This window comes from Agromyces zhanjiangensis (assembly GCF_040496055.1).
Taxonomy (GTDB): domain Bacteria; phylum Actinomycetota; class Actinomycetes; order Actinomycetales; family Microbacteriaceae; genus Agromyces; species Agromyces zhanjiangensis.
This window is the reverse complement of sequence record NZ_JBEPKB010000003.1, coordinates 51817-74376: the sequence shown is the minus strand read 5'-3', so window position 1 is coordinate 74376 and position 22560 is coordinate 51817. Positions and strand designations below refer to the sequence as shown.

Below are 22560 nucleotides of genomic sequence, written 5' to 3'. Positions count from 1 at the left end.
CGGGTGCGGATGCCTCGTGGCCTCAGCCGCGCTCGAGCGGTCGCCACACGACGACCGCGTTCTCGCGGCGAACCCGCGTTCCCGTGCGCAGCGTGACGACCTCGCCCTCGGAACCGGCCGCGAACACGCGGCGCCCGGGGCGGTTCAGCATCTCGTCGGCCAGGGCTCGCTCGAGCTCGCGCACGCGACCGCGGAGCTCATTGACCTCGTTCTCGAGGCCGAGCACGCGGCGGATGCCCTCGAGGCTCACGCCCTCGCTCGAGAGCTGCTGGATCTCGCGCAGTTGCGCGACGTCGCGCATCGAGTAGCGGCGCGACTTGCCGGCGGTCCGCTTCGGCGAGACCAACCCCATGCGGTCGTACTGGCGGAGCGTCTGGGGGTGCATGCCCGCCAGCTCGGCCGCGACCGAGATGACGAACAGCGGGCTCTCGCCGTCGACCTGCATCAGGCGCTCCGGGCCTTGGCGAGGAGGTCCTCGCGGGGGTCCTCGTGAGGCAGCTGCTCCGCGAACTCGCGCAGCTTCTCCTCCGCATCCTTCGACAGGTGCGCCGGCACCGCGACCTGGACGATCGCGAGCAGGTCGCCCGTGCCCTTCCTCGTCTCGACGCCGCGGCCCTTGACCCGCAGCACGCGCCCGCTCGGAGTGCCGGGCGCGACTCGCAGCTTGACCGGGTCGCCGCCGAGGGTCGGGACCTGGATGGTCGCGCCGAGCGCGGCCTCGGCGAAGGTCACCGGCACCGTCACGCGGAGGTTCAGCCCGTCGCGCTCGAACACCGGGTGCTTGCGCACCTTCACGGTGAGCACGATGTCGCCGGCCTCGCCGCCGTCGGGCGACGGATGGCCCTTGCCGCGCAGCCGGATCTTCTGGCCGTCGGCGACGCCCGCCGGCACGTTGACGCTGATCTCGCGACCCTCGGCGGTCTGCAGGGTGATGCGGTCGCCCTTGGTCGCGGTGATGAAGTCGAGCGTGGTCGACGCCGTCACGTCGCGGCCCTTCGTCGGGCCGCCGTAGCCGCGGTAGCCGCCGGTCGGCTGGCCGAACCGGCCGCCGCCGAAGAGCCCGCCGAGCAGGTCGTCGTAGTCGCCGCCTCCGCCGCCCTGGCGGAAGGTGTAGCGCTGGCCGCCGCCCTGCTGGCCGAACATGCCGCCGAAGACGTCCTCGAAGCCGCCCGCGCCGGCGCCGCCCGGGGCCGTGAATCGCGCGCCGCCGCCCATGGCGCGGACCGCGTCGTACTCCTTGCGCTCCTCGGGATCCGAGAGCACCGAGTTCGCCTCGCTGATCTCCTTGAACTTCGCCTCGGCCGCGGCATCCCCCGGGTTCTGGTCGGGGTGGTACTTGCGCGCGAGCTTGCGGTACGCCTTCTTGATGTCGGCGTCGCTCGCGTCCTTCGAGACGCCGAGGGTGGCGTAGAAGTCCTTGTCGAACCAATCCTGGCTGGCCATCGGCGCCTCCTTCCTGCTGAATCTAGTGGGAACCGTGGAGGGCCGGCCCGCGGCATCCGCCGGTTGGAACGGATGCCGCGAACCGGCCCGGATGCCGCTATGCGGGCGTCTTGACGACGACCTTCGCGGCACGCAGCAGCGTGCCGCCGAGCAGGTACCCGGTCTCGACGACGTCGGCCACCGTGTCGACCTCGACCTCGTCGGAGTGCTGCTGGAAGATCGCCTCGTGGCGCTGCGGGTCGAACGGCTCGCCGACCTCGCCGAACTTCGCGAGGCCCAGCTTCTCGACCGACGACCGCAGCTTCGCCGCGATCGTCGCGAACGGGGTGTCGCCCTCGAGGTCGCCGTGCTTCTCGGCCCGATCGAGGTCGTCGAGCACTGGCAGCAGCACAGCCACCGTGGCGCCGACCGCGCGCTCGCGCTCGACCTCGCGGTTCGCCTCGGTGCGCTTGCGGTAGTTGGCGTACTCCGCGGTGACGCGCTTCAGGTCGGCGAGGTGCTCGGCCGACGGGTCCTCGACCTCGGCCTGCGCCGCGTTGAGGATGTCGTCGACGGTCAGGGTCTCCTCCTCGTCCGCAGCGGATGCCTCGGCACCCGTCTCGGCGCCCTCCGGGGCGGGCACGCCGCCCACCCCTTCGGCATCCTCGGGACGGCGAACCTCTCCCGTCTCCGTGTCGATCCGCCGCTTGTCGCGGATGACCGGCTCGTCCTGGTTCTGGTTCTCGTCCGTCATGGTTACTTCTTCTCGTCCTCGTCGTCGATGACCTCGGCGTCGACGACGTCCTCGTCGGAGGACTCGGCGCCCTCGGCGCCCGACGCCGTCGCGTCCTCGCCGGGGTTCGCGCCGGCCGCGGCATCCGCCTGCTGGCCCTGCGCGTAGATCGCCTCGCCGAGCTTGCCCTGCGACTGCGAGAGCTTCTCGAACGCCGACTTCACCGCGTCGTCGTCGTCACCCGCGAGGGCCGACTTCAGCGCGTCGACGTCGCCCTGGACCTCCGACTTGACGTCGGCGGGGAGCTTGTCGTCGTTCTCCTTGATGAGCTTCTCGACCGAGTACGCGAGCTGCTCGGCCTGGTTGCGCGTCTCGGCGGACTCGCGGCGCTTCTTGTCCTCGGCCGCGTGCTCCTCGGCGTCGCGCACCATGCGCTCGACGTCCTCCTTGGGCAGCGCCGAGCCGCCCGAGATCGTCATCGACTGCTCCTTGCCAGTGCCCTTGTCCTTCGCGGACACGTGCACGATGCCGTTCGCGTCGATGTCGAAGGTGACCTCGATCTGCGGGATGCCGCGGGGGGCCGGCGCGATGCCGGTCAGCTCGAACGTGCCGAGCGGCTTGTTGTCGCGGGTGAACTCGCGCTCGCCCTGGAACACTTGGATCGCGACCGACGGCTGGTTGTCGTCGGCGGTCGTGAAGGTCTCGCTGCGCTTGGTCGGGATGGCCGTGTTGCGCTCGATGAGCTTGGTCATGATGCCACCCTTGGTCTCGATGCCGAGGCTCAGGGGGGTGACGTCGATGAGCAGCACGTCCTTGCGCTCGCCCTTGAGGACGCCGGCCTGAAGGGCGGCGCCCACGGCGACGACCTCGTCGGGGTTCACGCCCTTGTTGGGCTCCTTGCCGGTCTCCTTCTTGACGAGCTCGGAGACCGCGGGCATGCGGGTCGAACCGCCGACGAGCACGACGTGCGCGATGTCGGAGAGCTTGATGCCGGCCTCGCGGATGACGTCCTCGAACGGCTTCTTGGTGCGGTCGAGCAGGTCGCTCGTCATGTTCTCGAACTGGGCGCGCGTGAGCGTCTCGTCGAGGTTGGCCGGGCCGGACTCGGTGAGCGAGAGGTAGGGCAGCTGGATGCTCGTGCTCATGCTCGAGCTGAGCTCCTTCTTGGCCTGCTCCGCCGCCTCCTTCAGGCGCTGGAGGGCGATCTTGTCCTTCGAGACGTCGACGCCCGTGGTGTCCTTGAAGCGCTTGATGAGGTGCTCGACGATGCGCTGGTCCCAGTCGTCGCCGCCGAGGCGGTTGTCGCCTGCGGTCGCGCGGACCTGGATGGTCGAGAAGTCGTCGTCCTTGCCCACCTCGAGGAGCGAGACGTCGAACGTGCCGCCGCCGAGGTCGAAGACGAGGATGAGCTCGTCCTCCTTGCCCTTGTCGAGGCCGTAGGCGAGCGCGGCGGCCGTGGGCTCGTTGATGATGCGCAGCACGTTGAGGCCCGCGATCTCGCCGGCCTCCTTCGTCGCCTGGCGCTCGGCGTCGTTGAAGTACGCCGGGACGGTGATGACCGCGTCGGTGACGGTGTCGCCGAGGTACTGCTCGGCGTCGCGCTTGAGCTTCTGGAGGATGCGCGCCGAGATCTCCTGCGGCGTGTACTCCTTGCCGTCGATCGCGGCCGACTTCCAGTCGGTGCCCATGTGGCGCTTGACCGACGAGATGGTGCGGTCGACGTTGGTCACGGCCTGGCGCTTCGCCGTCTCGCCGACGAGCACCTCGCCGTCCTTCGTGAATGCGACCACCGAGGGGGTGGTGCGGAAGCCCTCGGCGTTCGCGATGACGACGGGCTCGCCGCCCTCGAGGACGCTGACGACCGAGTTCGTGGTGCCGAGGTCGATTCCGACTGCACGTGACATGTGTGTATCTCCTTCTGCCGGGGGTCTCGCGGAAGTCGCCCCCGGCGATCGGCCCGGCGTTCCTCGCCCGCGGCCGAAGTCAGTGATCGGCGAGACTTGAGCCTCGCCGACTCAAGTGTCGGACCCGCCCGAATCGATGTCAAGTCGAGACCGGTGAACTTGAGCGTACTTGACTCAACTCTCGGCGAGATCGCAGTATTCCGGTGGTGCTCGGGCTCCGGACGGGGGCTACCGGAGACCTGCCTCCACCCATAGAGTGCGGTCACACACGAGCGGACCGGGAGCACAGGGATGAGATCGAGGACGAGACTGGTCGGCGGTATCGCCGTCGCAACGCTGGCACTGGGTGCGATCGGTGCCGCCGGCGCGGCGGCCGCGCCCGGCAAGCCCAGCGGCCCACGGTACACGGCCGGCGCCGAGGGCGTCGGCGACGCGTACTTCCCGTACGCGGGCAACGGCGGGTACGACGTGCTGCACTACGACCTCGATTTCACCTACACGCCGCCGGCACCGGATCCGGCGCCCGTCGAAGGCGAGTTCGAGGGCGTTGCCACGATCGACCTGGTCGCGACGCAGGACCTCGACCGCTTCAACCTCGATCTGCGCGGGATGGACGTGCACGCCCTGAGCATCGACGGCAAGCCTGCGGCATCCGTCGCCCCGCCCCTCGCCGGCACCGAGGTCGAGGGCGCCGCGTTCTGGCACGTGCAGGACGACGCGGCACGTGTCTGGGAGCTCACCGTGCAGCCCCGTCCGAAGCTCAAGGCCGGCCAGCAGGTGCAGGTCGTCGTCGAGTACGGCGGCACGACGACCCGGCCCCGCGACATCGAGGGCGCGCTCTACGGCTGGGTGACCACGCGCGACGGGGCCATGGTCGTCAGCGAGCCCGAGGGTTCGATGACCTGGTACCCGGTGAGCGACCACCAGACCGACAAGGCGACCTACTCGTTCGAGATCACGGTGCCCGAGGGGAAGGTCGCGGTCGCGAACGGCATCCAGCCGAAGCCCGAGGAGACCGCCGACGGCTGGACGACCTGGTACTGGGATGCCCCGGACCAGCAGGCCAGCTACCTGACCACCGCGTCGGTCGGCGACTTCGACCTGCGCGACGCGTACACCTCCGGCAGCGGCGTGCCGATCATCGATGCGGTCGACACCAAGCTGAGCACCACCCGCCTCGCGACCACGAACGCGAGCCTCGGCCGGCAGGCCGAGATGATCGACTTCTTCGAGTCGAAGTTCGGCCCCTACCCCTTCGTCGCCTACGGCTCGATCGTCGACAACGACTCCGTCAGCTACGCCCTCGAGACGCAGACCCGGCCGGTCTACTCGTCGTCGGCGAGCGAGGGCACTGTGGCACATGAGGCCGCGCACCAGTGGTTCGGCAACGCGGTGAGCCCCGAGCGCTGGCAGGACATCTGGCTCAACGAGGGCTGGGCGACCTACGCGACCTGGATGTGGAACGAGGAGCAGGGCAGGAACACGGCGCAGACCACCTACGACAACTGGTACGCGCCGGCGCGCACGCAGGCGTACTGGGACCTCCAGATCGGCGACCCGGGGCCCCTCGGACTCTTCGCCGGCCAGGTCTACAACCGCGGGGCTGCGGCGTTGCACGCGCTGCGCGTCGAGGTCGGCGACGACGCGTTCTTCGAGGGCGCGCAGCTCTGGCTGCAGCGTTACGACGACTCGGCGGGCACGTCGGAGGACTTCCAGGAGGTGTACGAGGAGGTCTCGGGCGAGGATCTCGACGAGTTCTTCCAGATCTGGCTGTACGACCAGCAGAAGCCGCCGGCCACCTGGACGACGCCGTAACGACGGGTCCCGGGCGGGCCGCTGTGCAGAACGACCCGCCCGGGTCGTCCGGTCGCCCTACGCTGACCGGATGACCCGACTCATCCACCCGCGCATCGTCGCGCCGGTCGTCGTCGCCCTCGTCACGCTGGGGCTCGCCGGCTGCACCGGCGCCGACCCGGCGCCGTCGACCTCACCCGAACCGACCACGTCCTCCGACGCGACCGACGGCTCGGAGAGCTCGGAGCCGTCGCCCGACTCGTCGGCCATCCCCGCGACGTGCGAGACCGTGCTCACGCCCGACGCCTACGCGAAGCTCGACGCCGACGGACTCCAGGCGCGAGCTGCGACCCTCTTCGATCCGATCGCGACCGAGATCTCGGACGAGGGCGGACTCGTCTGCTCATGGGGCGCGCCGGACACCGACAACGTCGTCGACGTCGCGCAGATCGAGATCGGCGATGACGAGGCCGAGTGGATCGCCGACCTCGGCGACGCCGGCTACGAGCCGAACGACGACCCCGTGCCCGGCGGCTACCGCGGGCAGCCCGACGCGGCGAACGGCATCAGCCCCGTGGTCGTCATCGAGGCCGGCACGCTGACGTACGTGAGCACGCCGGTGTACGCGGGGTTCCTGCCCCCCGCGAGCTGACGCGCGAACCGACGCGCGCAGGGCCGACCGCGCCGCGCCGCGCCGAACCCGACCGCTCGTCCATGCTCATGCTCGCACCGACACCCGTGCATCCAGCCCGTGCACGGGCGTCGGCGCGTACCCTTGGACCATGCCGACCGACGCCCCCGAGACCCCCGCCGGCTCCGCGGGCATCCGCCAGGTCCGCCCGAAGACCGAGGGCTGGAAGCAGGCGAAGGGCCCCGACGGCCGCCCGCTGCTGCAGTTCGCCTCGCCCAAGCGCGGCAAGCCGCCGGCGCATCTCGCCGACCTCGCGCCCGAGGAGTGGAAGGCCAAGGCCGAAGAGCTCGGTATCCCGCCGTTCCGCCTGAAGCAGGTCGCGCGCCATTACTTCACGCGCTGGACGAGCGACCCGGCCGAGATGACCGACCTCCCGGTCGACGGCCGCGAGGAGCTCGTCGCCGGACTCCTGCCCCCGCTCCTGACCGAGGTCCGACGCCTCGAGACCGACCGCGGCGACACGATCAAGTTCCTGTGGAAGCTGCACGACGGCGCGCTCGTCGAGTCGGTCCTCATGCGCTACCCCGGCCGCATCACGCTGTGCGTGTCGAGCCAGGCCGGGTGCGGCATGAACTGCCCGTTCTGCGCCACCGGACAGGCGGGCCTCACCCGCAACATGTCGGCCGCCGAGATCCTCGCGCAGGTCGTCGAGGCGAACCGCGTCATCGCATCGGGGGCCCTGCACGGCAAGCGGGCCGACGACGGCTCGCCCGAGCGCGTCTCGAACATCGTCTTCATGGGCATGGGTGAACCGCTGGCGAACTACGCGCGTCTCATGCGCGCCGTTCGCACCATGGCGGCGCCCGCGCCGAACGGCCTCGGCATGTCGGCACGCAACATCACGGTCTCGACGGTCGGGCTCGTCCCCGCCATCCGCAAGCTCGCCGACGAGCACGTGCCGGTGACGTTCGCGCTCAGCCTCCACGCGCCCGACGACGGCCTGCGCGACGAGCTCATCCCCGTGAACTCGCGGTGGAAGGTCGACGAGGCGCTCGACGCCGCGCGCGAGTACTTCGAGAAGACGGGCCGCCGCGTCTCGATCGAGTACGCGCTCATCAAGGACATGAACGACCACGGATGGCGCGCCGACCTGCTCGCCGAGAAGCTCAACGCGCGCGGCCGCGGGTGGGTGCACGTCAACCCGATCCCGCTGAACCCGACGCCGGGCTCGATCTGGACGGCCTCCGAGGTCGAGGTCCAGCACGAGTTCGTGCGTCGCCTCTCCGACGCGGGGATCCCGACCACCATCCGCGACACGCGCGGCAAGGAGATCGACGGCGCCTGCGGGCAGCTCGTCGCGACCGAGGACGACGAGGCGGCCGCGGCGCGCGCCTGAGCGACGGCGGACCGCGGAGGAAGGGGAACCACCATGGCCGAACCCATCGAGGTCGCGATCGTCCCGTACACGCTCTCGGCCGACGTCTACGAACGCGTCGGCGCCGACTTCGACACGGAGGCCGTGGACGACGCCATCCTCGCGCGGCTCAACCAGCTGGTGCCGTCGGGCGTCGTGGTGCACCGGAACGGCAAGGCGTTCGCAGACCCCGACGTCGCCGACGTGGCGCGCGAGCTCGACTGGCAGCACCTGCTCTCGCAGATCGACATCGACCAGATCCTGGCCGACCACAGCCGCTGACGCGAACCACAGCCGCTCGCGCGATCGACGACGAACCTTTACGGATGCCGCGGTGCGGCGTAGGCTCATGCGGGCCGCGCCACGCGGCATCCGTCGCCCGATCGAGGCGACCACGACGCCCGGAGCGGGCCGAGACGGAAGGAGTGAAGCGATGAACACCGTCCTTGTCGCGCGTATCGCAGACACCCTTCCCTGCGAGGCCGCCCGCTAGCATCAGCGAACGGTGGCCTCCACGATCTCGGAGAACCACCGTGAACATGCTGTCGTCTCTCGACGATTCCGCCGCGCGACCGCGCGCGACGACCGCTGCGCCGTTCGGCGCGGCATCCGCCTCACTCGCCTTCTCGGACGTCGAGCCGGGCGAGGACCAACGCTGGTCGACCTGGCCGGCGACCCAGCCCGGCGAGCGCGGGCCGCAGCCGCGGCCCGACTGGCTCGTCACCTCCGCCGCGGCGATCGACACCGAGCTCGGCATCGTGAAGACCGGCAAGGAGGCCGACCTCTGGCTCATCGAGCGCGCCGTGCCCGGCGCGCCCGCCGACGTGCCGGGCAACCGCGCGCTGCTCGCCGCGAAGCGGTACCGCGGCGCAGAGAACCGGCTGTTCCACCGATCGGCGATCTACACCGAAGGGCGCGGCACGCGCCGCTCCCGCGACGTGCGCGCCGTGCAGCGATCGTCCTCCTACGGCCGCGAGGTCGCGCGCGTCGAATGGGCGTACGCCGAGTTCTCCGCGCTGTCCCGGCTCACCGAACTCGGCGCGGCCGTGCCGTACCCGGTGCAGGTGGGCGAGACCGAGGTGCTCATGGAGTTCATCGGCGACGGGCGCGTGGCCGCCCCTCGGCTCGCACAGGTGCGCGCGTCGACGGGAGACCTGCGCGAACTCTTCCAGCAGGTCGCCGCGTTCATGCGGACGCTCGCGCACGCCGGACTCGCGCACGGCGACCTCTCGCCGTACAACCTGCTCGTCGACCGCGGCCGGGTCGTCGCCATCGACCTGCCGCAGGTCGTCGACGTCGTCGCCAACCCGAACGGGTTCGACCTGCTCCACCGCGACTGCGTGAACGTGTGCGAGTGGTTCACCCGGCAGCGGCTCGAGTGCGACGCCGAGGAGCTCTTCGCCGAGCTCGTCGGCGACGTGACGCGCTGAGGGCGCCCGGTGCCGACGCCGCGCCGATCGGGCCCCGAGACGGTGGTCGATCGGCGCGGCGACCCGCTGGTGGCAACCGATCAGCCACGGGATGAGAGACTGTGGGAGTTTTGGTGAACGACCCTGGGGAGATCATGACCGACACCGGACCCGACCTGAGCGGCGACTGGGACCTCGACCCCGGCCACTCGCGCATCGGCTTCTCGGCCAAGCACGCGATGGTGGCCACCGTCCGCGGCGCCTTCAACGAGCTGACCGGCACCCTCCACGTGGACTTCGACGACCCCGACTCGTCCAAGGCCGAGATCGTGCTGAAGGTCGCGAGCGTCGACACGCGCAACGCGCAGCGCGACGAGCACCTGCGCAGCGCCGACTTCTTCGACGCGGAGACGTACCCCGACATCACGTTCCGCAGCACGCGGATCGAGGAGGTCGCCGACAACGCGCTCGTCGTGTCGGGCGACCTCACGATCCGCGACGTCACGAAGCCGATCACGATCCCGATCGAGTTCACGGGCGCCGAGACCGACGCGTTCGGCGCCCTCCGCGCCGGCTTCGAGGGCACCCGCCGCATCGACCGCCGCGAGTTCGGCCTCGAGTGGAACATGGCGCTCGATTCGGGCGGATGGCTCGTCTCCGAGAAGATCACGCTCGAGTTCGAGCTGTCGGCGATCAAGCGCGAGAGCGCGGCCGAGTCGGCCGCCTGAGGCGCGGGGCCCGGGGAACCGGCGGCGCGACGGCGAACGGCTATCGCGCGCGGCGCCGGAGGCGTTAGCCTGCACGGGATCGACGCGGATCGGCACCGACCGGGCGCGCCGTCACCGCCCGTTCACCCCACGTCGGAAGACTCCCCCACATGACCGACCAGCCCCAGTCGCCCGAGCCGCCGCGCCCCACCCGTCCCGGCACCGTCACGCCCCCGCTCTCGACCGCCGAACTGCGCGCCGTCACCGGCCTCGAGCTGCAGGGCGAGCGCGCCGTCCCGGGGCGACAGGTGTGGTCGTGGGCGCTCTGGGACTGGGCGACGCAGCCGTTCAACTCGGTCATCCTCACGTTCGTCTTCACGGCGCTGTACCTCACGAGCGACTGGTTCCTCGACCCCGCGGTGGCGGCGCTCGGCGAGGGCGACCCCGCCTACGAACGCGGTCTCGCCGAACTCGCGAGCGGCCTCGGCTGGGCGATCACGGTCGCCGGGATCCTGATCGCCGTGCTGGCTCCCGTGCTGGGTCAGCGAGCGGATGTCGCGGGCCGACGCAAGCTCTGGCTCGGCGGCGCGACCGCTGCCCTCGTGGCGTGCATGCTCGGCCTCTTCTTCGTGCAGGGGATGCCGTCGTACTTCGTGCTCGGCGTCTCGCTCATCGCCGCAGGCACGGTCTTCAGCGAGATCGCGGGCGTGAACTACAACGCGATGCTCGTGCAGGTGTCCACGCCGAAGACGGTCGGCAAGGTGTCCGGACTGGGGTGGGGGCTCGGATACCTCGGCGGCATCGTCGCGCTCGTGCTCGTCGTCGTGGCGACCACGTTCGACTGGTGGGGCATGCCGACCGACGACGGCCTCGTCTACCGGGTCATCGCAGTCGGATGCGCCGTCTGGACGCTGGTGTTCGCCTGGCCCGTGCTCGTCTACGTGCCGGAGGCGCCGCCCGCGCCGGGCCGCGAGCGGGTCGGGTTCCTCCGCAGCTACGGCGTGCTGGTGCAGGACATCGTCCGCCTCTGGCGCGAGTCGCGGCACACGTTCTGGTTCCTCCTCGCGAGCGCGGTGTTCCGCGACGGGCTGGCGGGCGTCTTCGCGTTCGGCGCGGTGATCGCCGCGGTCGCGTTCCACTTCACCTCGAACGAGGTCATGATCTTCGGCATCGCCGCGAACCTCCTGGCGGGCGTCTCGACGATCGTCGCGGGCCGGTTCGACGACCGGTTCGGCCCACGTGCCGTCATCCTCACGTCGCTCGGCGGGCTGGTCGGCGCGGGGCTCGTGGTGTTCTTCCTCCACGACGCAGGCAAGCTGCCGTTCTGGATCTTCGGCCTCGTCCTCACTCTCTTCGTCGGTCCGGCCCAGGCCGCCTCGCGGTCGTTCCTCGCCCGGGTGACCCCGGCCGGCCGCGAGAGCGAGATCTTCGGCCTGTACGCGACGACCGGCCGCGCGGCGAGCTTCCTGTCGCCGCTGCTCTGGTCGATGTTCATCGCGATCTTCGGCGCGACCTACTGGGGCGTCCTCGGCATCGTGCTCGTCCTGGCCGCCGGGCTCGTGCTCATGCTGTTCGTCCGCGTGCCGCAGCGCGCGATGGATGCCGCGACCCCTCCGACCACGCGGTAGCCGCGCATCGCCGCGGGTAGTAGCGGTAGCCGCCGTCGCCGCGGAACGCAGTGCAGGCACGACGACGGCGCGCCGCCCCGGGGAGGGGAGCGACGCGCCGTCGGGCTGGGGGCGGGGCTACGGCCCGACCGTGACCGTCACCTCCTGGGTGGTGGTGTTGCCGCTCGGGTCGGTCGCCTCGAACACGAACGTGTAGACGGCGCCGTAGCGGGCGAGCACGCGCGCCTCGGTGTCGGACACGATCTCGACGTCGGCCTTGTGCCCCTCGGCCGTGGCCTCGACGAGCTCGACCTCGACCTCGCCGGAGTCGTCCGACGCGTCGACGTCGAACGTGACGGTCTGCCACTTGGCGTTCGGCGGGAAGACGGTCTCGGGGTCGACCGTGACCGAGAGCTCCGGCGGCACGAAGTCGAAGCCGACCAGGACGGGGTCGTGGTCGCTCGAGCGGAACGCGTCGGGCGCGAAGATCGCGTCCTGCGCGTCCTTCTTGAACGTCATGTCGTAGTCGAGCAGGCTCGGCTCGTCGGCGTTGATCGCCCACGCCGCCGCACCCGTGACCTTCGAGAGGAGTCCGGGCCCGGCGAGCGCGTAGTCGAGGTACCCGAGCTGGCCGTCGAACACGTACGAGTAGGCGTTCTCACCCTGCTCGGCGAGGAGCAGGTCGGTGTAGCCGGCCTCGGTCAGGACGTCGATCGGGTCCTCCTTGTCGTAGGAGTTCAGGTCGCCGATGATCAGGTCGCGACCGGGCTCGGCGCCGGTCGGGCCCGTGGCGAGCCAGTCGACCATCGCCTCGGCCGCCGCCTCACGGGTCAGGTTGCAGTTGCCCTGGCCGTCGCCGGTGTCCGGGTCGCCCGAGCACGCGGAGCCCTTCGACTTGAGGTGGTTCACGACGACCGTGACCTCCTCGCCGGTCTCGACGTCGGCGAACGTCTGTGCGAGCGCCGGCCGGTTGCGATCGGTGTCGAAGCGCGGGTCGACGCTCTCGTCGAGGATCGCGAAGTCGCCCGCGAGCTCGACCTCGGACGGCTTGTAGATGAACGCCGTCGTGATCACGTCGGTTCCGATGATCCCCGTGTCGAGTGCCGCGTACACGTCGCCGCCGAGCTGCTCGTTGAGCGCGTCGACCAGGGTGAACACCGCCTCGTCATTGTTCTCGATCTCGATGAGGCCGAACACGTCGGCGTCGATCTCGGCCAGGGCGGCCACGATCTTCGCCTCCTGCCGGTCGAACTCCTCCTGCGTGTTCGCGCCTCGGAAGTCGCCGCCCGAGCCGATCGACGTGAAGTAGTTCAGCACGTTGAAGCTCGAGACGGTGAAGTTCCCGCCGACCTCCGGCACGTCGGGCCGCAGGTTCACCGCCTCGTAGTCGGCGCCCTGCGTCGGCTGGACGCGCCAGAGGTTGAACCGGTAGTCGAGCACGCCCGTGGCGTCGGTGACGAGGTCGCCGCCGCGGAAGGTGTTGTCGAGGGCGAACTCCTCGCCGTTGGGGTGGATCGCCGGGTCGGGGTTCTCGGTGCTGCGCCCGTCGTCGAGCGTGATGCGGTTCGCCGCGTTCTCCTCGGCGAGCGCGATCGCCTCGGGCGATCCCGGCTCGTAGACCGCGGTCGGCTGCATCTGCCGCTCGGTGCCGAGCGCGATCTCGTTGTACCGGCCGAAGTTGAAGTACTCGAGGATCGAGAGCGACTGCGGCAGGGTGACGCGCATGCCCTCGAGGGCCTCCTTCGCCTCCGGGGTGGCCGGCAGGGTCAGCTCGGCTGCCGGCGGAAGCGCGGCGCCGGTCTCGCACACCGAGTTCGCGGTCGCGGTGATCTCGGTCATGCCGAAGAACTCGCTCACGACCCCGGCGATGTGGACGACGTCGCCCTCGGCGACCTCCATGCCGTTCTGGGCGTAGACGAAGATGCCGTCCGAGGTCGCGGGGTCGCCGTCGCCGGCGTCCTGCACGTAGTAGCCGTCGAATCCGCCGTCCTGGAAGTCGCCCACGACGACGCCCTCGATCTGCACTGAGGATCCGGCCATGGGCGAGGCGGAACCCGCGCCCTGCACGGAGCCGATCGACACGGTCGCGGCGTTGCAGTCGGCCGGGGGCAGCGGCACGACGACCGCCGTCAGCGAGTTCGGCGCGCCCGGGGTGTTTGCCGCCTCGCCGGTGACGAGGCTACCCGTGTAGCCGGGGATGCCGGCGAGGTCGAAGTCGTTGCGCACCCAGTCGGCGGTCGAATCGGTGTCGACGCCGTCCGGGATGCGGGAGGCGCCGCCGGGGGCGAACGACAGGCCGTCGTAGCCGACGGTGAGGACGGTGTCGCCGTAGGCGAGGTCGCCGGCGCCGCCGTCGTTCACGGCGACCGAGTCGAGGAGCTCGAATCCGGCTGCGTCGAGGGTTCCGTCATCGTCGGCGTCGAGGTCGTCGCCGAGCGCGCCGGTGAAGCCGCTGACGAGCAGCAGTGAGACCGTGCCGTTCTCGAGCGCGTTGGCGGGCAGCCATGCGAGCGAGCGGCCGCTGCCGTCGGCCGGATCGAACGAGACGATCTCATCGACGACGCCCATGGTCGAGTTGGAGTCGCCCTCGATCTCGAGCACGCGGAACCCGCTGACGTCGGTGCCCGGCTCGACGAGGATCTCGACGTATTCGACGTCGGTGCCGGCGGTCGACGCCGAGAACTCGTTGATCACGGGCTCCTGCGGACCCGCTTCTCCGCAGTCGGCCGTGTGCGAGCCGAGGCCGTCGAAGGTGTTCGTCGCGTATCCGGTCCATTCGACGGACGGATCGAAGACGTCGTCGACGATCGTGTCGCCGACGCAGACGTCCGCGTTGCGACGGATGGTGTTGTCCTGCGTCGACGTGAGGCCGGTGCCCCACTCGCTGCCGGGGTCCGACCCGACCTGGCCGAGCGAGTCGACGACGTTGTCGCCCCGCTTCAGGACGATCGCGTCGTTGCCGTTCCAGAGGCTGGCCCCCGTGGCCTGCTGGGCATAGGAGGAGAGGAGGTTGCTGGCGAACACGAACGTCCCGCCGACAGGCACCGAACCGGCGAGCGCGAACGCCGTGGACGACGTGCTGCCGTTGAAGTAGACGTTCAACGAGTAGCCCGAGAGCGAGATGTCGGCATCGGTCGGGTTGTAGAGCTCGACGGCCTTGTTGGTCGACGTGCCCTCGACGTACTCGCTGATGATGAGGTCGGTCGGCCCTTCGGCCGCGACGGCGGCACCCGCCGGCACCGCGATTCCCACCCCCATCAGGGCTGCCGCGGTCAGCCCCACGGTCAGGCGTTGGACGGGTCGTTGCATCTCGGCACCTCCGGCACGCGACAGAGGGCCACCCTGACCCCCGGACGGCGTCAGCCTATGGAGGTCAGGGTCGATCGGGAAGACCTGTCACGAGACGTTCATGCGGCGCCAGCATATGTGCAGTCGCAGGCCACCGAAGTGCTCAGATGAGCACGCTCAGTGATGCGGGGGGTGCGCTCGGCGCAGCCCGTCCGCGAACCGGGCGAGGAGGTCCGCGAAACGATCGCGATCGTCGTCGCTGAATCCGTCGAGCGCCGCCTCGATCGCTCGGCGGCGGTTCGAGCTCGCGGCGTGCACGGCCGCCCTGCCCTCGTCGGTGATGCGGAGGCGCGTGCGCCGGGCGTCGTCGGGGTCGGCCTCACGGACGACGAGTCCCTCGTCGACCGAGGCCTGGACGAGGCGGCTCGCCCTCGGCTGGTCCACGCCGATCGCTCCGGCCAGCTCGGTCACCGACATCGGCCGATCCGCCGCGACGAGCATCGCGAGCAGCCTGGCGCGGGCGACCGGGCCCATGCGGAACTCCCACGGGCCGCGCCCCCCTCCCGGGCCGCCCCGGCCCCCGGGCCGACCGACGGGCGCGCCGAACGGCCCTCCGTGGCGTTGCGGCTCGTCGTGACCGTGCGGCTCTTCGTGGGCGTGGGCGCCCCCGCGGCCGTGCGGGCCGGACCACTGGGCCCGCCCTCCACGCCGGAGCGATGCGAGCGCCTGCTCGATGCGGTCGACCGCATCGCCGTCACCGGTGCCGCCGTGCTGCTCGCCCATCCCTCCAGATTACATGTCAGTTGACATGCGAACCATATCCATGTCATAGTGCATATACATGTCATGAGACATGGACCATCGCCTCGACCGATGTCGCAGGCCCACGTCGGGCGCTCCCGCTCCGACGCCGCATTCGCAGCACCCCATCACGCCCGACGACCGCTCGGGCGACGCACCGGCGCGCACGCGCGTCACGAGAGGATTCCCATGAGCACCCACGATGAATACGAAGACCACGACCACGACCGGCCCGGCGATGCCGACGGCGCGAACGACGCGCCCGAGACGCCGGCCCCCGGCATCCGCCCCCTCGGCTTCTGGCTGAAGGTCGTCGAGCGGCGCATCGCCGTCGAGGTCGACGCCGCCCTCGCCGACCAGGGCGTCACCCGACGCGACTGGCGTCGGCTCAACCTCGTCGCGGGCGAGGTCCGCGACGAGCGACTCGCCGCACGTCTCGCCGCCCGGCCGCACAAGCTCGACGACCTCGTCGAGCGCGGCTGGATCGCCGGCGAGCCCGGCGCCTGGACGCCGACCGACGCGGGTCGTAAGGCGCTCGACGCGCTCACCGAGCGCGTGCAGGCCGTGCGCGACCGCGTGCGCTCGGCCGTCTCCGATGAGGAGTACGCCACCACGGTCGCCTCGCTCGAGGCCATCGCGCGCGAACTCGGCTGGGACGAGTCGATGCCCGAGCCCCGTCGCGGGCACGGTCGGCGTCGTCCGGGGTTCGCCGCCGGATTCGGCCCCGGGCCCTGGATGCGCCGCGGCGGGCCGCGTTGGGGCATGCCCCCGTGGGCCGTCGGCGCCGCGCACGGCGGGCCGATGCGGCATCCGTGGGCGTTCGACGACCGCCACGGTCACGACGTCGACCCGTGCGAGCACGAGCGCGGCGGTCGCCGGCACGGTCGAGGCCGCGGGCACGGCCGCCGTCACGACGACGTCCACGTGCACGTCCACCTGCATGACGGCGAGCGCCGCCACGGCGCGGCGCGCGGCGGACACCCCGAGCGCTGATGGTGCCCTGGGCGGCCGGTTCGGACGGGGTCCGGGCCGGCCGCCGGTGTCATCCGCTCCGGACCGCGTACCCCAGGTACGAGACGCGGACGTCCTGGACCTCGCCGAAGTCGAGCCGGCGACTCAGTTCGCCGAAGCTCATCCGCCCCCGTCGCGTGCGCAGCAGGTCGCGCACCATGTTCGGCAGGCTCGCCCTCGGAGCGAGCCCGACCGTCTCGGCGGCGGCCAGGCCGTGGTCGTCGAGGACCGCCGAGAGCTCGGCCGGGGTGATGAACATCGCCCAGTCGTGGATCTCGGCGTCCGTGATCCTCGTCCACCGCCATTCCTGCATCGCGCGGATGACGAGCAGCCGGCTGCGCCGGGTTCGATTGATCGTGTCGTACAGGAACACGCCGCCGGGCCGGAGCACCCGCGCCACCTCCGCGATCACCCGGCCCAGGTCGGCCACGTGCTCGAGGACGTCGCAGCTGGTCGCCACGTCGACGCTCGCATCAGCGAACGGCAGCTGCTCGCCCCGCCCGAGGCGGTAGTCGATGGCGAGCCCCCCGGCCTCGGCGTGAGCGCGTGCGGCCGCGATCGCCACCGGCGACGGATCGATCGCCGAGACCGTGAAGCCGGACCGTGCGAACTCCTCGGAGAGGAACCCCGCGCCGCAGCCCACGTCGAGGAGGCGGCCGCGTGAGATGCCGACCCGCGAGAGGACCCGCCGGAAGTACCGCATGCGCGCGGGAGTGAAGCTGCCGTGCAGCACGTTGAGGGGATTGTCCTCGTCCCACCACGTCGCGCCGAGACGGTCGTAGACGTCGTTGTCGATCCCCATCGCCCCCCGCGCCGGGCCTACCGCTCCGTCGCGCCGCGCGCGTTGTAGACGACCGCGTCCGACGCGCCGAACGCCCGGAACACCTCGATCGCCTCGTCTCGGCGCACCCCGGAGTGCACTCGGATGCCGCGACGCTCGAACTCGCCCATCCAATCCGCGGGCATCGGCCCCTCGTCGAACCCGGTGAGCCGCTCGCACTCCTCGCCGTCGCCCGCGATGACCAGCCTCCGGACCCCCGACCACATCGTCGCGCCGTAGCACATGACGCACGTCGCCCAGTTGACGACGAGTTCGAGCTCGGTTCCCTCGGCGCCGAGGTCCCACCGGCCGAGCCGCCGTTGCGCGAGCGAGAGCGCGGTGACCTCGGCGTGCAGCGAGCTCACCCCGCTCGAGAGCACGAGGTTGACGCCCGCCGAGACGAGCTCGCCCGTCGCGGGGTCGACGACGAGGGCAGCGAACGGTCCGCCGCTGCCCTCCCGCCAGTTCCGGTCCGCGAGCTCGATCGCGAGCGCCATGCGCGCATCGTCGTCGGGAAGCGGTTGGGCCGCGATCCGCGGCAGCTCCTCGACGAGCCACCCGGGCAGCGATGCGGCGAAGGACGACGACGGTGTGGCATCCATGCGCCCATTCTCCACCCCGGCGCGGCCGATCGAGGTGCTACCTGCGGCGGCGTCCGTCACCGGAGACCGACCGTGGGTGGCAACTCGACACCCCCGGGAGGCAGGCGAGCCGCGGAGGCAGGCGAGGCGGCACGCAGCGAGAGCGCGGGGGCGAGGGCGGAGCGTGGGGGTCGCGCCTCCGCCCTCGCGGTCAACGCCGCTGCTGGTCGTCGCCGGAGAGCCGCTGCGCCAGCCAGATCGGGATGATCGACACGAGCACCAGTACGACCGCGATGACCGACACGATCGGCGCCTGGTTCGGCCGGAACATGTTGTTCAGGATGAAGATCGGCAACGTCGTCACGCCCGACCCGGCGGTGAACGTCGTCACGATGATCTCGTCGAACGACAACGCGAACGCGAGGAGGCCGCCCGCGAGCAGCGCCGAGCGCAGCTGGGGGAAGGTCACGAGCCGGAACGTCGTGAACACGCCCGCGCCGAGGTCGGCCGACGCCTCCTCGAGCTTGGTGCCGGTGCGCCGCAGGCGCGCGATGACGTTGTTGAACACCGTCACGATGCAGAACGTGGCGTGCGCGATGATCACCGTCCAGATCGACAGCGGCACGCCCATGATCGTGCGGAAGAAGTTGTTCAGGGCGATACCGGTGATGATGCCGGGCAGCGCGATCGGCAGGATCACGAGCAGGTTCACGGTGTGGCGGCCGAAGAAGTCGAACCGCTGCAGCGCGAACGAGATGAGCGTGCCGAGCACCAGCGCGATCGCGGTCGAGATGACCGCGACGAACACGCTCGTGCCGACGGCTTCCATCGCGCCCGCGGACTGGAACGCCCGCTGCCACCACTCGAGCGTGAAGCCGGGCGGCGGCCAGCTGAGCGACGTCGAGGTCGAGAAGGAGTTCACGAGCACGACGCCGAGCGGCACGTACACGATCACGAGGATGAGGCCGGCCACGACGGCGAGCGTCGTGCGCGAGAGTCGGGAGAGTCGCATCCGTCGCCCCTTAGAGGTTGTCGAGGGCACCCGTGCGACGCACGAGCGCGAGGTAGCCGAAGATGATCGCGATCGGGATGAGCGCGATCGCCGACGCGAGCGGCAGGTTGTTCGCCGCGCCCACGTTCGTGTAGACGAGGTTTCCGAGCATCTGGTTCGCGCCGCCGACGATGTTCACCGTGATGTAGTCGCCGAGCGAGAGCGAGAAGCTGAAGATGGTTCCGGCGATGATCGCGGGCAGCGCCATCGGGAAGACCACGTGGCGGATGGTCGGCCAGGTCTTGCCGCCCAGGTCGGCGGATGCCTCGAGCAGCGAGTCGGGCACGCGCTCGAGCCCCGCGAAGATCGGCAGGATCACGTAGGGCAGCCACAGGTACGACAGCGTGATGACCGTGGCGGGCAGTCCGTAGCCGGGCGTGTGCAGCCCGAACGGCGCGAGCACCCACTCGAGGATGCCGTCCTGCGAGAGCACCGAACGCCAGGCGTAGGCCTTCACGAGGTAGCTCGCCCAGAGCGGCATGAGCACGGCGATGACGAGGATCCGGCGGGCGCGGGGCGAGGCGACCTTCGCCATGTAGAACGCGATGGGCAGCGCCAGCGCGACGTCGATGATCGTGACGAGCAGCGCCACGCCGATCGTGCGGAAGGTCACCGTCTGGTACAGCGATCCGGTGAGCACCGTGATGACGTTGTCGAGCGTCCACTCGGTCGTGATCTCGCCGGTGAAGCTGTTCACCGACCAGAACGCCGTGACGAGCAGGGCGGCCAGCGCGACGACGTAGACGAGCCCGAGCCAGGAGAGCGGTGCCGCGAGGAGGAACCCGAGCCGCACGCGCGGGTGCGAGCTGAGGAAGACCGACGCTCGGCGCGCCGGCGTCGCCTTCGGCCTCGGGATGCCGCGGCGGGGCGCTCCACCGGGTGCCGTGGCGGCCTGGTCGGGCTCGGGCGGGTCGGATGCCGCGCCGCGAGCGGATGCCGGTGCCGTCGCGTTCATCGTCATGCTGCTTCCTGTCGGGTGGTGCTCGGGGGAAACGGGGGTGTGCGGGCCGGGGAGCGTGCTCCCCGGCCCGCGCGGGCTACTGGCTCAGCCCTTGATCTCCTGCCACGCAGCGGTCCACTGCGCGTAGTCGACGCACTCGACGTCGGTACGGCCGTCGACGCACTCGGCGATCGGGGTCGTCCAGTACCAGATCTGCGAGGCGTACTCCTCGTCACCGGCGTGGTAGGCCTCGCAGTCCTCGCGGTACTCGCAGGCCTCCTGGCTCGACGGCGCCTCGCCGAAGTAGGAGGTCGCGGTCGCGTTGGCCTCGGGGCTGGCGATGTAGTCGAGCCACATGTACGCGCAGTTCACGTTGGCGGCGTCGGAGGCGACCATCCAGGTGTCCGACCAGCCGGTCGCACCCTCTTCGGGGAGGACGACGTCGGTCGACGCGCCCGAGCCGGCGAGCACGTTCTGGATGACCTGCCACGTCGTGCCGACGACCGAGTCGCCGGTCTCGAAGGCCTGGATCTCCTTGAGGTAGTCCGACCAGTACTCGCCGACGGACTCGCGCTGGACCTTCAGCAGGTCGACCGCTGCCTGGAACTGCTCCTCGTCGAGGGCGTAGGGGTTCTCGATGCCGAGCTCGGGCTCGTGGGCCATGAGGTAGACGGCGGCGTCGGCGATGTAGATCGGCGAGTCGTAGGCGGTCACCTTGCCGGCGTTCTCGCTGGCCTTGTCGAACACGACGTCCCACGAGGTCGGGGCCTCGGCGAAGGTCTCCGTGTTGTACATGAGGAGGTTGGCACCGTAGCCGTGCGGCACGCCGTAGCTCTGCCCGTCGACCGAGTTCCACTCCTTCTCCTTGAGGAAGTCGAAGACGCCCTCGTAGTTCGGGATGAGGTCGGTGTTGACGGGTGCCACGTCGCCGCCCGCGATGAGCCGGAGCGTCGCGTCGCCCGAGGCGGCGACGACGTCGTACTCACCGGTCTTCATGAGGTTCACGGCCTCGTCGGAGGTGCCGTACGTCTTCGAGGTGACCTCGCAGCCGGTCTCCTCCACGAAGGGGGTGACCCAGTCGACGGTCGGGTCGTTCGTGCCGTCCTCGACGTAGCCGGGCCACGCGAGGATCGAGACCTGGCCCTCGGCCTCGCCGAGTTCGGTGAGCGTCTCGTCGGACGACGCCGAGCCGCCGCCCGACGTGGTGCCGCAGGCGGTGAGGGTGAGCAGGGCGATCGAGCCGATCGCCAGGCCGACGGTCGCGCCGCGGCGCGCCGTGCGCGGGGTGCGCATCATGGTTCTCTCCTGGTTCTCTGTGTGTGGTGGTGTGGTGCAGGATTCAGGCGGCCGGTGCGGAGGCGGCATCCGCCCCGCCGAGCGCGACGACGTCGTCGTCGTGCCAGCTGACGACGACGCGATCGCCGCGCTCGTCGTCGTGGACCCGGTTGCGGTCGTTCTGCTCGAGCACGCTCACCCGCACGCCGACGTCGAGGTCGACGACGAGGCGGATGCCGCTGCCGAGGTAGATCGTCTCGACGACGGTGCCGGGGGCGTTGCGGACGTCGGCCGCGTTCTCGCCCGAGCCGACGGCCATCTTCTCGGGGCGCACGGAGTGCACGCCGCCGCGACCGAGGAGCTGGCGCGAGACGGCGTCGTCGAAGAGGTTCGACGTGCCGACGAAGTCGGCGACGAATCGCGAGCTCGGGCGCTCGTAGAGCTCGGCGGGGGTGCCGAGCTGCTCGATGCGGCCGTTGTTGAAGACGGCGACGCGGTCGGAGAGCGTGAGCGCCTCCTCCTGGTCGTGCGTGACGAAGATGAAGGTGATGCCGAGGTCGCGCTGGATCTCCTTCAGCTCGACCTGCATCTGCTCGCGGAGCTTGAGGTCGAGCGCACCGAGCGGCTCGTCGAGGAGCAGCACCTTCGGCTGGACGACGGTGGCGCGGGCGAGTGCGACGCGCTGCCGCTGGCCGCCCGAGAGTTGCGACGGCTTGCGGTCGCCCATCTGCTCGAGTCGCACCGATGCGAGCGCCCGGCGGGCGCGCTCGATGCGCTCCTTCCGGCCGATGCCCCGGACTCGGAGGCCGTAGGCGACGTTCTCCAGCACGCTCATGTGCGGGAACAGCGCGTAGTCCTGGAAGACCGTGTTCACGTCGCGGTCGAACGGCGCGCGCTTGGTCACGTCGTCGCCGAAGAGCTCGATCGCGCCGCCCGTGGGCTGCTCGAAGCCGGCGATGAGCCGGAGCACGGTGGTCTTGCCGGAACCGGAGGGGCCCAGCATGGAGAAGAACTCCCCCGCGGCGATCTCGAGATCGACGTGGTCGACGGCGGTGACGGCTCCGAACTCCTTGGTGAGTCCGGTGAGCCGGATGGCCGGCTGCGGGTCGGTCATGGGCCTCTCCTTCGATGGCGTGGTTCCTAATCCTATGAATCCATATGTCATAGTCCAG

At 70.7% G+C, this 22560-nt stretch carries 21 protein-coding genes; 9 read left to right on the top strand and 12 right to left on the bottom strand.

All coding sequences use genetic code 11. The annotated features are described in order from the left end of the window. Nucleotides 1-22: 22 nt before the first annotated feature. The 4 genes from ABME02_RS06590 to dnaK all read right to left on the bottom strand — a co-directional run bounded on the left by ABME02_RS06590 (nt 23) and on the right by dnaK (nt 4059). Nucleotides 23-445 carry a heat shock protein transcriptional repressor HspR gene (locus ABME02_RS06590; protein ID WP_353814477.1) on the bottom strand — a complete coding sequence of 141 codons (423 nt, stop codon included), beginning with the start codon at nt 443-445 and terminating at the stop codon, nt 23-25. Then, a complete protein-coding gene (locus ABME02_RS06585; protein ID WP_353814476.1) occupies nt 445-1443 on the bottom strand; it encodes a DnaJ C-terminal domain-containing protein in 999 nt (332 codons plus the stop codon). Before ABME02_RS06585 ends, ABME02_RS06590 begins: the two co-directional genes overlap by 1 nt. Before the next feature lie 97 nt (nt 1444-1540). After that, complete coding sequence (locus ABME02_RS06580) at nt 1541-2176, bottom strand: nucleotide exchange factor GrpE (RefSeq protein ID WP_353814475.1); 636 nt, start codon at nt 2174-2176, stop codon at nt 1541-1543. A 2-nt stretch (nt 2177-2178) separates the two neighbouring features. Continuing rightward, nucleotides 2179-4059, bottom strand: coding sequence for a molecular chaperone DnaK (dnaK, locus tag ABME02_RS06575; RefSeq protein ID WP_353814474.1), 1881 nt, complete (start codon nt 4057-4059; stop codon nt 2179-2181). A gap of 291 nt (nt 4060-4350) precedes the next feature. On the opposite strand from dnaK, the gene ABME02_RS06570 reads away from it, so the two are divergent. The 7 genes from ABME02_RS06570 to ABME02_RS06540 all read left to right on the top strand — a co-directional run bounded on the left by ABME02_RS06570 (nt 4351) and on the right by ABME02_RS06540 (nt 11642). Further along, on the top strand, nt 4351-5874 hold the full coding sequence (locus ABME02_RS06570) for a M1 family metallopeptidase (RefSeq protein ID WP_353814473.1): 1524 nt from the start codon (nt 4351-4353) through the stop codon (nt 5872-5874). Between the two features lie 70 nt (nt 5875-5944). Then, on the top strand, nt 5945-6505 hold the full coding sequence (locus ABME02_RS06565; RefSeq protein ID WP_353814472.1) for a hypothetical protein: 561 nt from the start codon (nt 5945-5947) through the stop codon (nt 6503-6505). A gap of 130 nt (nt 6506-6635) precedes the next feature. Next, nucleotides 6636-7880, top strand: coding sequence for a dual-specificity RNA methyltransferase RlmN (rlmN, locus tag ABME02_RS06560; protein ID WP_353814471.1), 1245 nt, complete (start codon nt 6636-6638; stop codon nt 7878-7880). A gap of 33 nt (nt 7881-7913) precedes the next feature. Then, nucleotides 7914-8180 (top strand): hypothetical protein, encoded by a 267-nt coding sequence (locus ABME02_RS06555; protein WP_353814470.1) that lies wholly within the window; start codon nt 7914-7916, stop codon nt 8178-8180. Between the two features lie 257 nt (nt 8181-8437). Continuing rightward, entirely contained in the window at nt 8438-9328 is an 891-nt protein-coding gene (locus tag ABME02_RS06550; protein ID WP_353814964.1) for a serine protein kinase RIO, read from the top strand. Between the two features lie 134 nt (nt 9329-9462). After that, nucleotides 9463-10035: a YceI family protein gene (locus ABME02_RS06545; protein ID WP_353814469.1), complete on the top strand. Its 573-nt coding sequence runs from the start codon at nt 9463-9465 to the stop codon at nt 10033-10035. A 149-nt stretch (nt 10036-10184) separates the two neighbouring features. After that, the gene (locus tag ABME02_RS06540) at nt 10185-11642 is read left to right on the top strand and encodes an MFS transporter (protein WP_353814468.1); all 1458 of its coding nucleotides are present in this window, start codon (nt 10185-10187) and stop codon (nt 11640-11642) included. 117 nt (nt 11643-11759) lie between these two features. Here the strand turns inward: ABME02_RS06540 and ABME02_RS06535 are convergent, their stop codons facing one another. Then, the gene (locus ABME02_RS06535; RefSeq protein ID WP_353814467.1) at nt 11760-14930 is read right to left on the bottom strand and encodes an ExeM/NucH family extracellular endonuclease; all 3171 of its coding nucleotides are present in this window, start codon (nt 14928-14930) and stop codon (nt 11760-11762) included. A gap of 156 nt (nt 14931-15086) precedes the next feature. Beyond that, complete coding sequence (locus ABME02_RS06530; RefSeq protein ID WP_353814466.1) at nt 15087-15443, bottom strand: MarR family winged helix-turn-helix transcriptional regulator; 357 nt, start codon at nt 15441-15443, stop codon at nt 15087-15089. Nucleotides 15444-15524: 81 nt separating this feature from the next. Between ABME02_RS06530 and ABME02_RS06525 the strand changes: the two genes are divergently transcribed. Continuing rightward, nucleotides 15525-15716: a hypothetical protein gene (locus ABME02_RS06525; RefSeq protein WP_353814465.1), complete on the top strand. Its 192-nt coding sequence runs from the start codon at nt 15525-15527 to the stop codon at nt 15714-15716. A 183-nt stretch (nt 15717-15899) separates the two neighbouring features. Next, entirely contained in the window at nt 15900-16703 is an 804-nt protein-coding gene (locus ABME02_RS06520; protein ID WP_353814464.1) for a MarR family winged helix-turn-helix transcriptional regulator, read from the top strand. A 49-nt stretch (nt 16704-16752) separates the two neighbouring features. Here the strand turns inward: ABME02_RS06520 and ubiG are convergent, their stop codons facing one another. The 6 genes from ubiG to ABME02_RS06490 form a co-directional block, all read right to left on the bottom strand. Beyond that, complete coding sequence (ubiG, locus tag ABME02_RS06515; protein WP_353814463.1) at nt 16753-17523, bottom strand: bifunctional 2-polyprenyl-6-hydroxyphenol methylase/3-demethylubiquinol 3-O-methyltransferase UbiG; 771 nt, start codon at nt 17521-17523, stop codon at nt 16753-16755. 17 nt (nt 17524-17540) lie between these two features. After that, nucleotides 17541-18143, bottom strand: coding sequence for a nucleoside deaminase (locus ABME02_RS06510; RefSeq protein WP_353814462.1), 603 nt, complete (start codon nt 18141-18143; stop codon nt 17541-17543). A 190-nt stretch (nt 18144-18333) separates the two neighbouring features. Further along, a complete protein-coding gene (locus ABME02_RS06505; RefSeq protein WP_353814461.1) occupies nt 18334-19134 on the bottom strand; it encodes an ABC transporter permease in 801 nt (266 codons plus the stop codon). Nucleotides 19135-19144: 10 nt separating this feature from the next. Next, nucleotides 19145-20134 carry an ABC transporter permease gene (locus ABME02_RS06500; protein ID WP_353814460.1) on the bottom strand — a complete coding sequence of 330 codons (990 nt, stop codon included), beginning with the start codon at nt 20132-20134 and terminating at the stop codon, nt 19145-19147. 84 nt (nt 20135-20218) lie between these two features. After that, nucleotides 20219-21409 carry an extracellular solute-binding protein gene (locus ABME02_RS06495; protein WP_353814459.1) on the bottom strand — a complete coding sequence of 397 codons (1191 nt, stop codon included), beginning with the start codon at nt 21407-21409 and terminating at the stop codon, nt 20219-20221. Between the two features lie 43 nt (nt 21410-21452). Beyond that, the gene (locus tag ABME02_RS06490; RefSeq protein WP_353814458.1) at nt 21453-22502 is read right to left on the bottom strand and encodes an ABC transporter ATP-binding protein; all 1050 of its coding nucleotides are present in this window, start codon (nt 22500-22502) and stop codon (nt 21453-21455) included. Nucleotides 22503-22560: the final 58 nt, after the last annotated feature.

Bases quoted from the DNA above. Each gene is read 5' to 3' on its own strand.
- ABME02_RS06500 (WP_353814460.1), bottom strand. From the start codon at position 20,134: ATGACGATGAACGCGACGGCACCGGCATCCGCTCGCGGCGCGGCATCC.
- ABME02_RS06505 (WP_353814461.1), bottom strand. From the start codon at position 19,134: ATGCGACTCTCCCGACTCTCGCGCACGACGCTCGCCGTCGTGGCCGGC.
- ubiG (WP_353814463.1), bottom strand. From the start codon at position 17,523: ATGGGGATCGACAACGACGTCTACGACCGTCTCGGCGCGACGTGGTGG.
- ABME02_RS06585 (WP_353814476.1), bottom strand. From the start codon at position 1,443: ATGGCCAGCCAGGATTGGTTCGACAAGGACTTCTACGCCACCCTCGGC.
- ABME02_RS06565 (WP_353814472.1), top strand. From the start codon at position 5,945: ATGACCCGACTCATCCACCCGCGCATCGTCGCGCCGGTCGTCGTCGCC.
- ABME02_RS06530 (WP_353814466.1), bottom strand. From the start codon at position 15,443: ATGGGCCCGGTCGCCCGCGCCAGGCTGCTCGCGATGCTCGTCGCGGCG.
- ABME02_RS06545 (WP_353814469.1), top strand. From the start codon at position 9,463: ATGACCGACACCGGACCCGACCTGAGCGGCGACTGGGACCTCGACCCC.
- ABME02_RS06550 (WP_353814964.1), top strand. From the start codon at position 8,438: ATGCTGTCGTCTCTCGACGATTCCGCCGCGCGACCGCGCGCGACGACC.
- ABME02_RS06535 (WP_353814467.1), bottom strand. From the start codon at position 14,930: ATGCAACGACCCGTCCAACGCCTGACCGTGGGGCTGACCGCGGCAGCC.
- ABME02_RS06555 (WP_353814470.1), top strand. From the start codon at position 7,914: ATGGCCGAACCCATCGAGGTCGCGATCGTCCCGTACACGCTCTCGGCC.
- dnaK (WP_353814474.1), bottom strand. From the start codon at position 4,059: ATGTCACGTGCAGTCGGAATCGACCTCGGCACCACGAACTCGGTCGTC.
- ABME02_RS06590 (WP_353814477.1), bottom strand. From the start codon at position 445: ATGCAGGTCGACGGCGAGAGCCCGCTGTTCGTCATCTCGGTCGCGGCC.
- ABME02_RS06540 (WP_353814468.1), top strand. From the start codon at position 10,185: ATGACCGACCAGCCCCAGTCGCCCGAGCCGCCGCGCCCCACCCGTCCC.
- rlmN (WP_353814471.1), top strand. From the start codon at position 6,636: ATGCCGACCGACGCCCCCGAGACCCCCGCCGGCTCCGCGGGCATCCGC.
- ABME02_RS06490 (WP_353814458.1), bottom strand. From the start codon at position 22,502: ATGACCGACCCGCAGCCGGCCATCCGGCTCACCGGACTCACCAAGGAG.
- ABME02_RS06570 (WP_353814473.1), top strand. From the start codon at position 4,351: ATGAGATCGAGGACGAGACTGGTCGGCGGTATCGCCGTCGCAACGCTG.
- ABME02_RS06510 (WP_353814462.1), bottom strand. From the start codon at position 18,143: ATGGATGCCACACCGTCGTCGTCCTTCGCCGCATCGCTGCCCGGGTGG.
- ABME02_RS06495 (WP_353814459.1), bottom strand. From the start codon at position 21,409: ATGATGCGCACCCCGCGCACGGCGCGCCGCGGCGCGACCGTCGGCCTG.
- ABME02_RS06580 (WP_353814475.1), bottom strand. From the start codon at position 2,176: ATGACGGACGAGAACCAGAACCAGGACGAGCCGGTCATCCGCGACAAG.
- ABME02_RS06520 (WP_353814464.1), top strand. From the start codon at position 15,900: ATGAGCACCCACGATGAATACGAAGACCACGACCACGACCGGCCCGGC.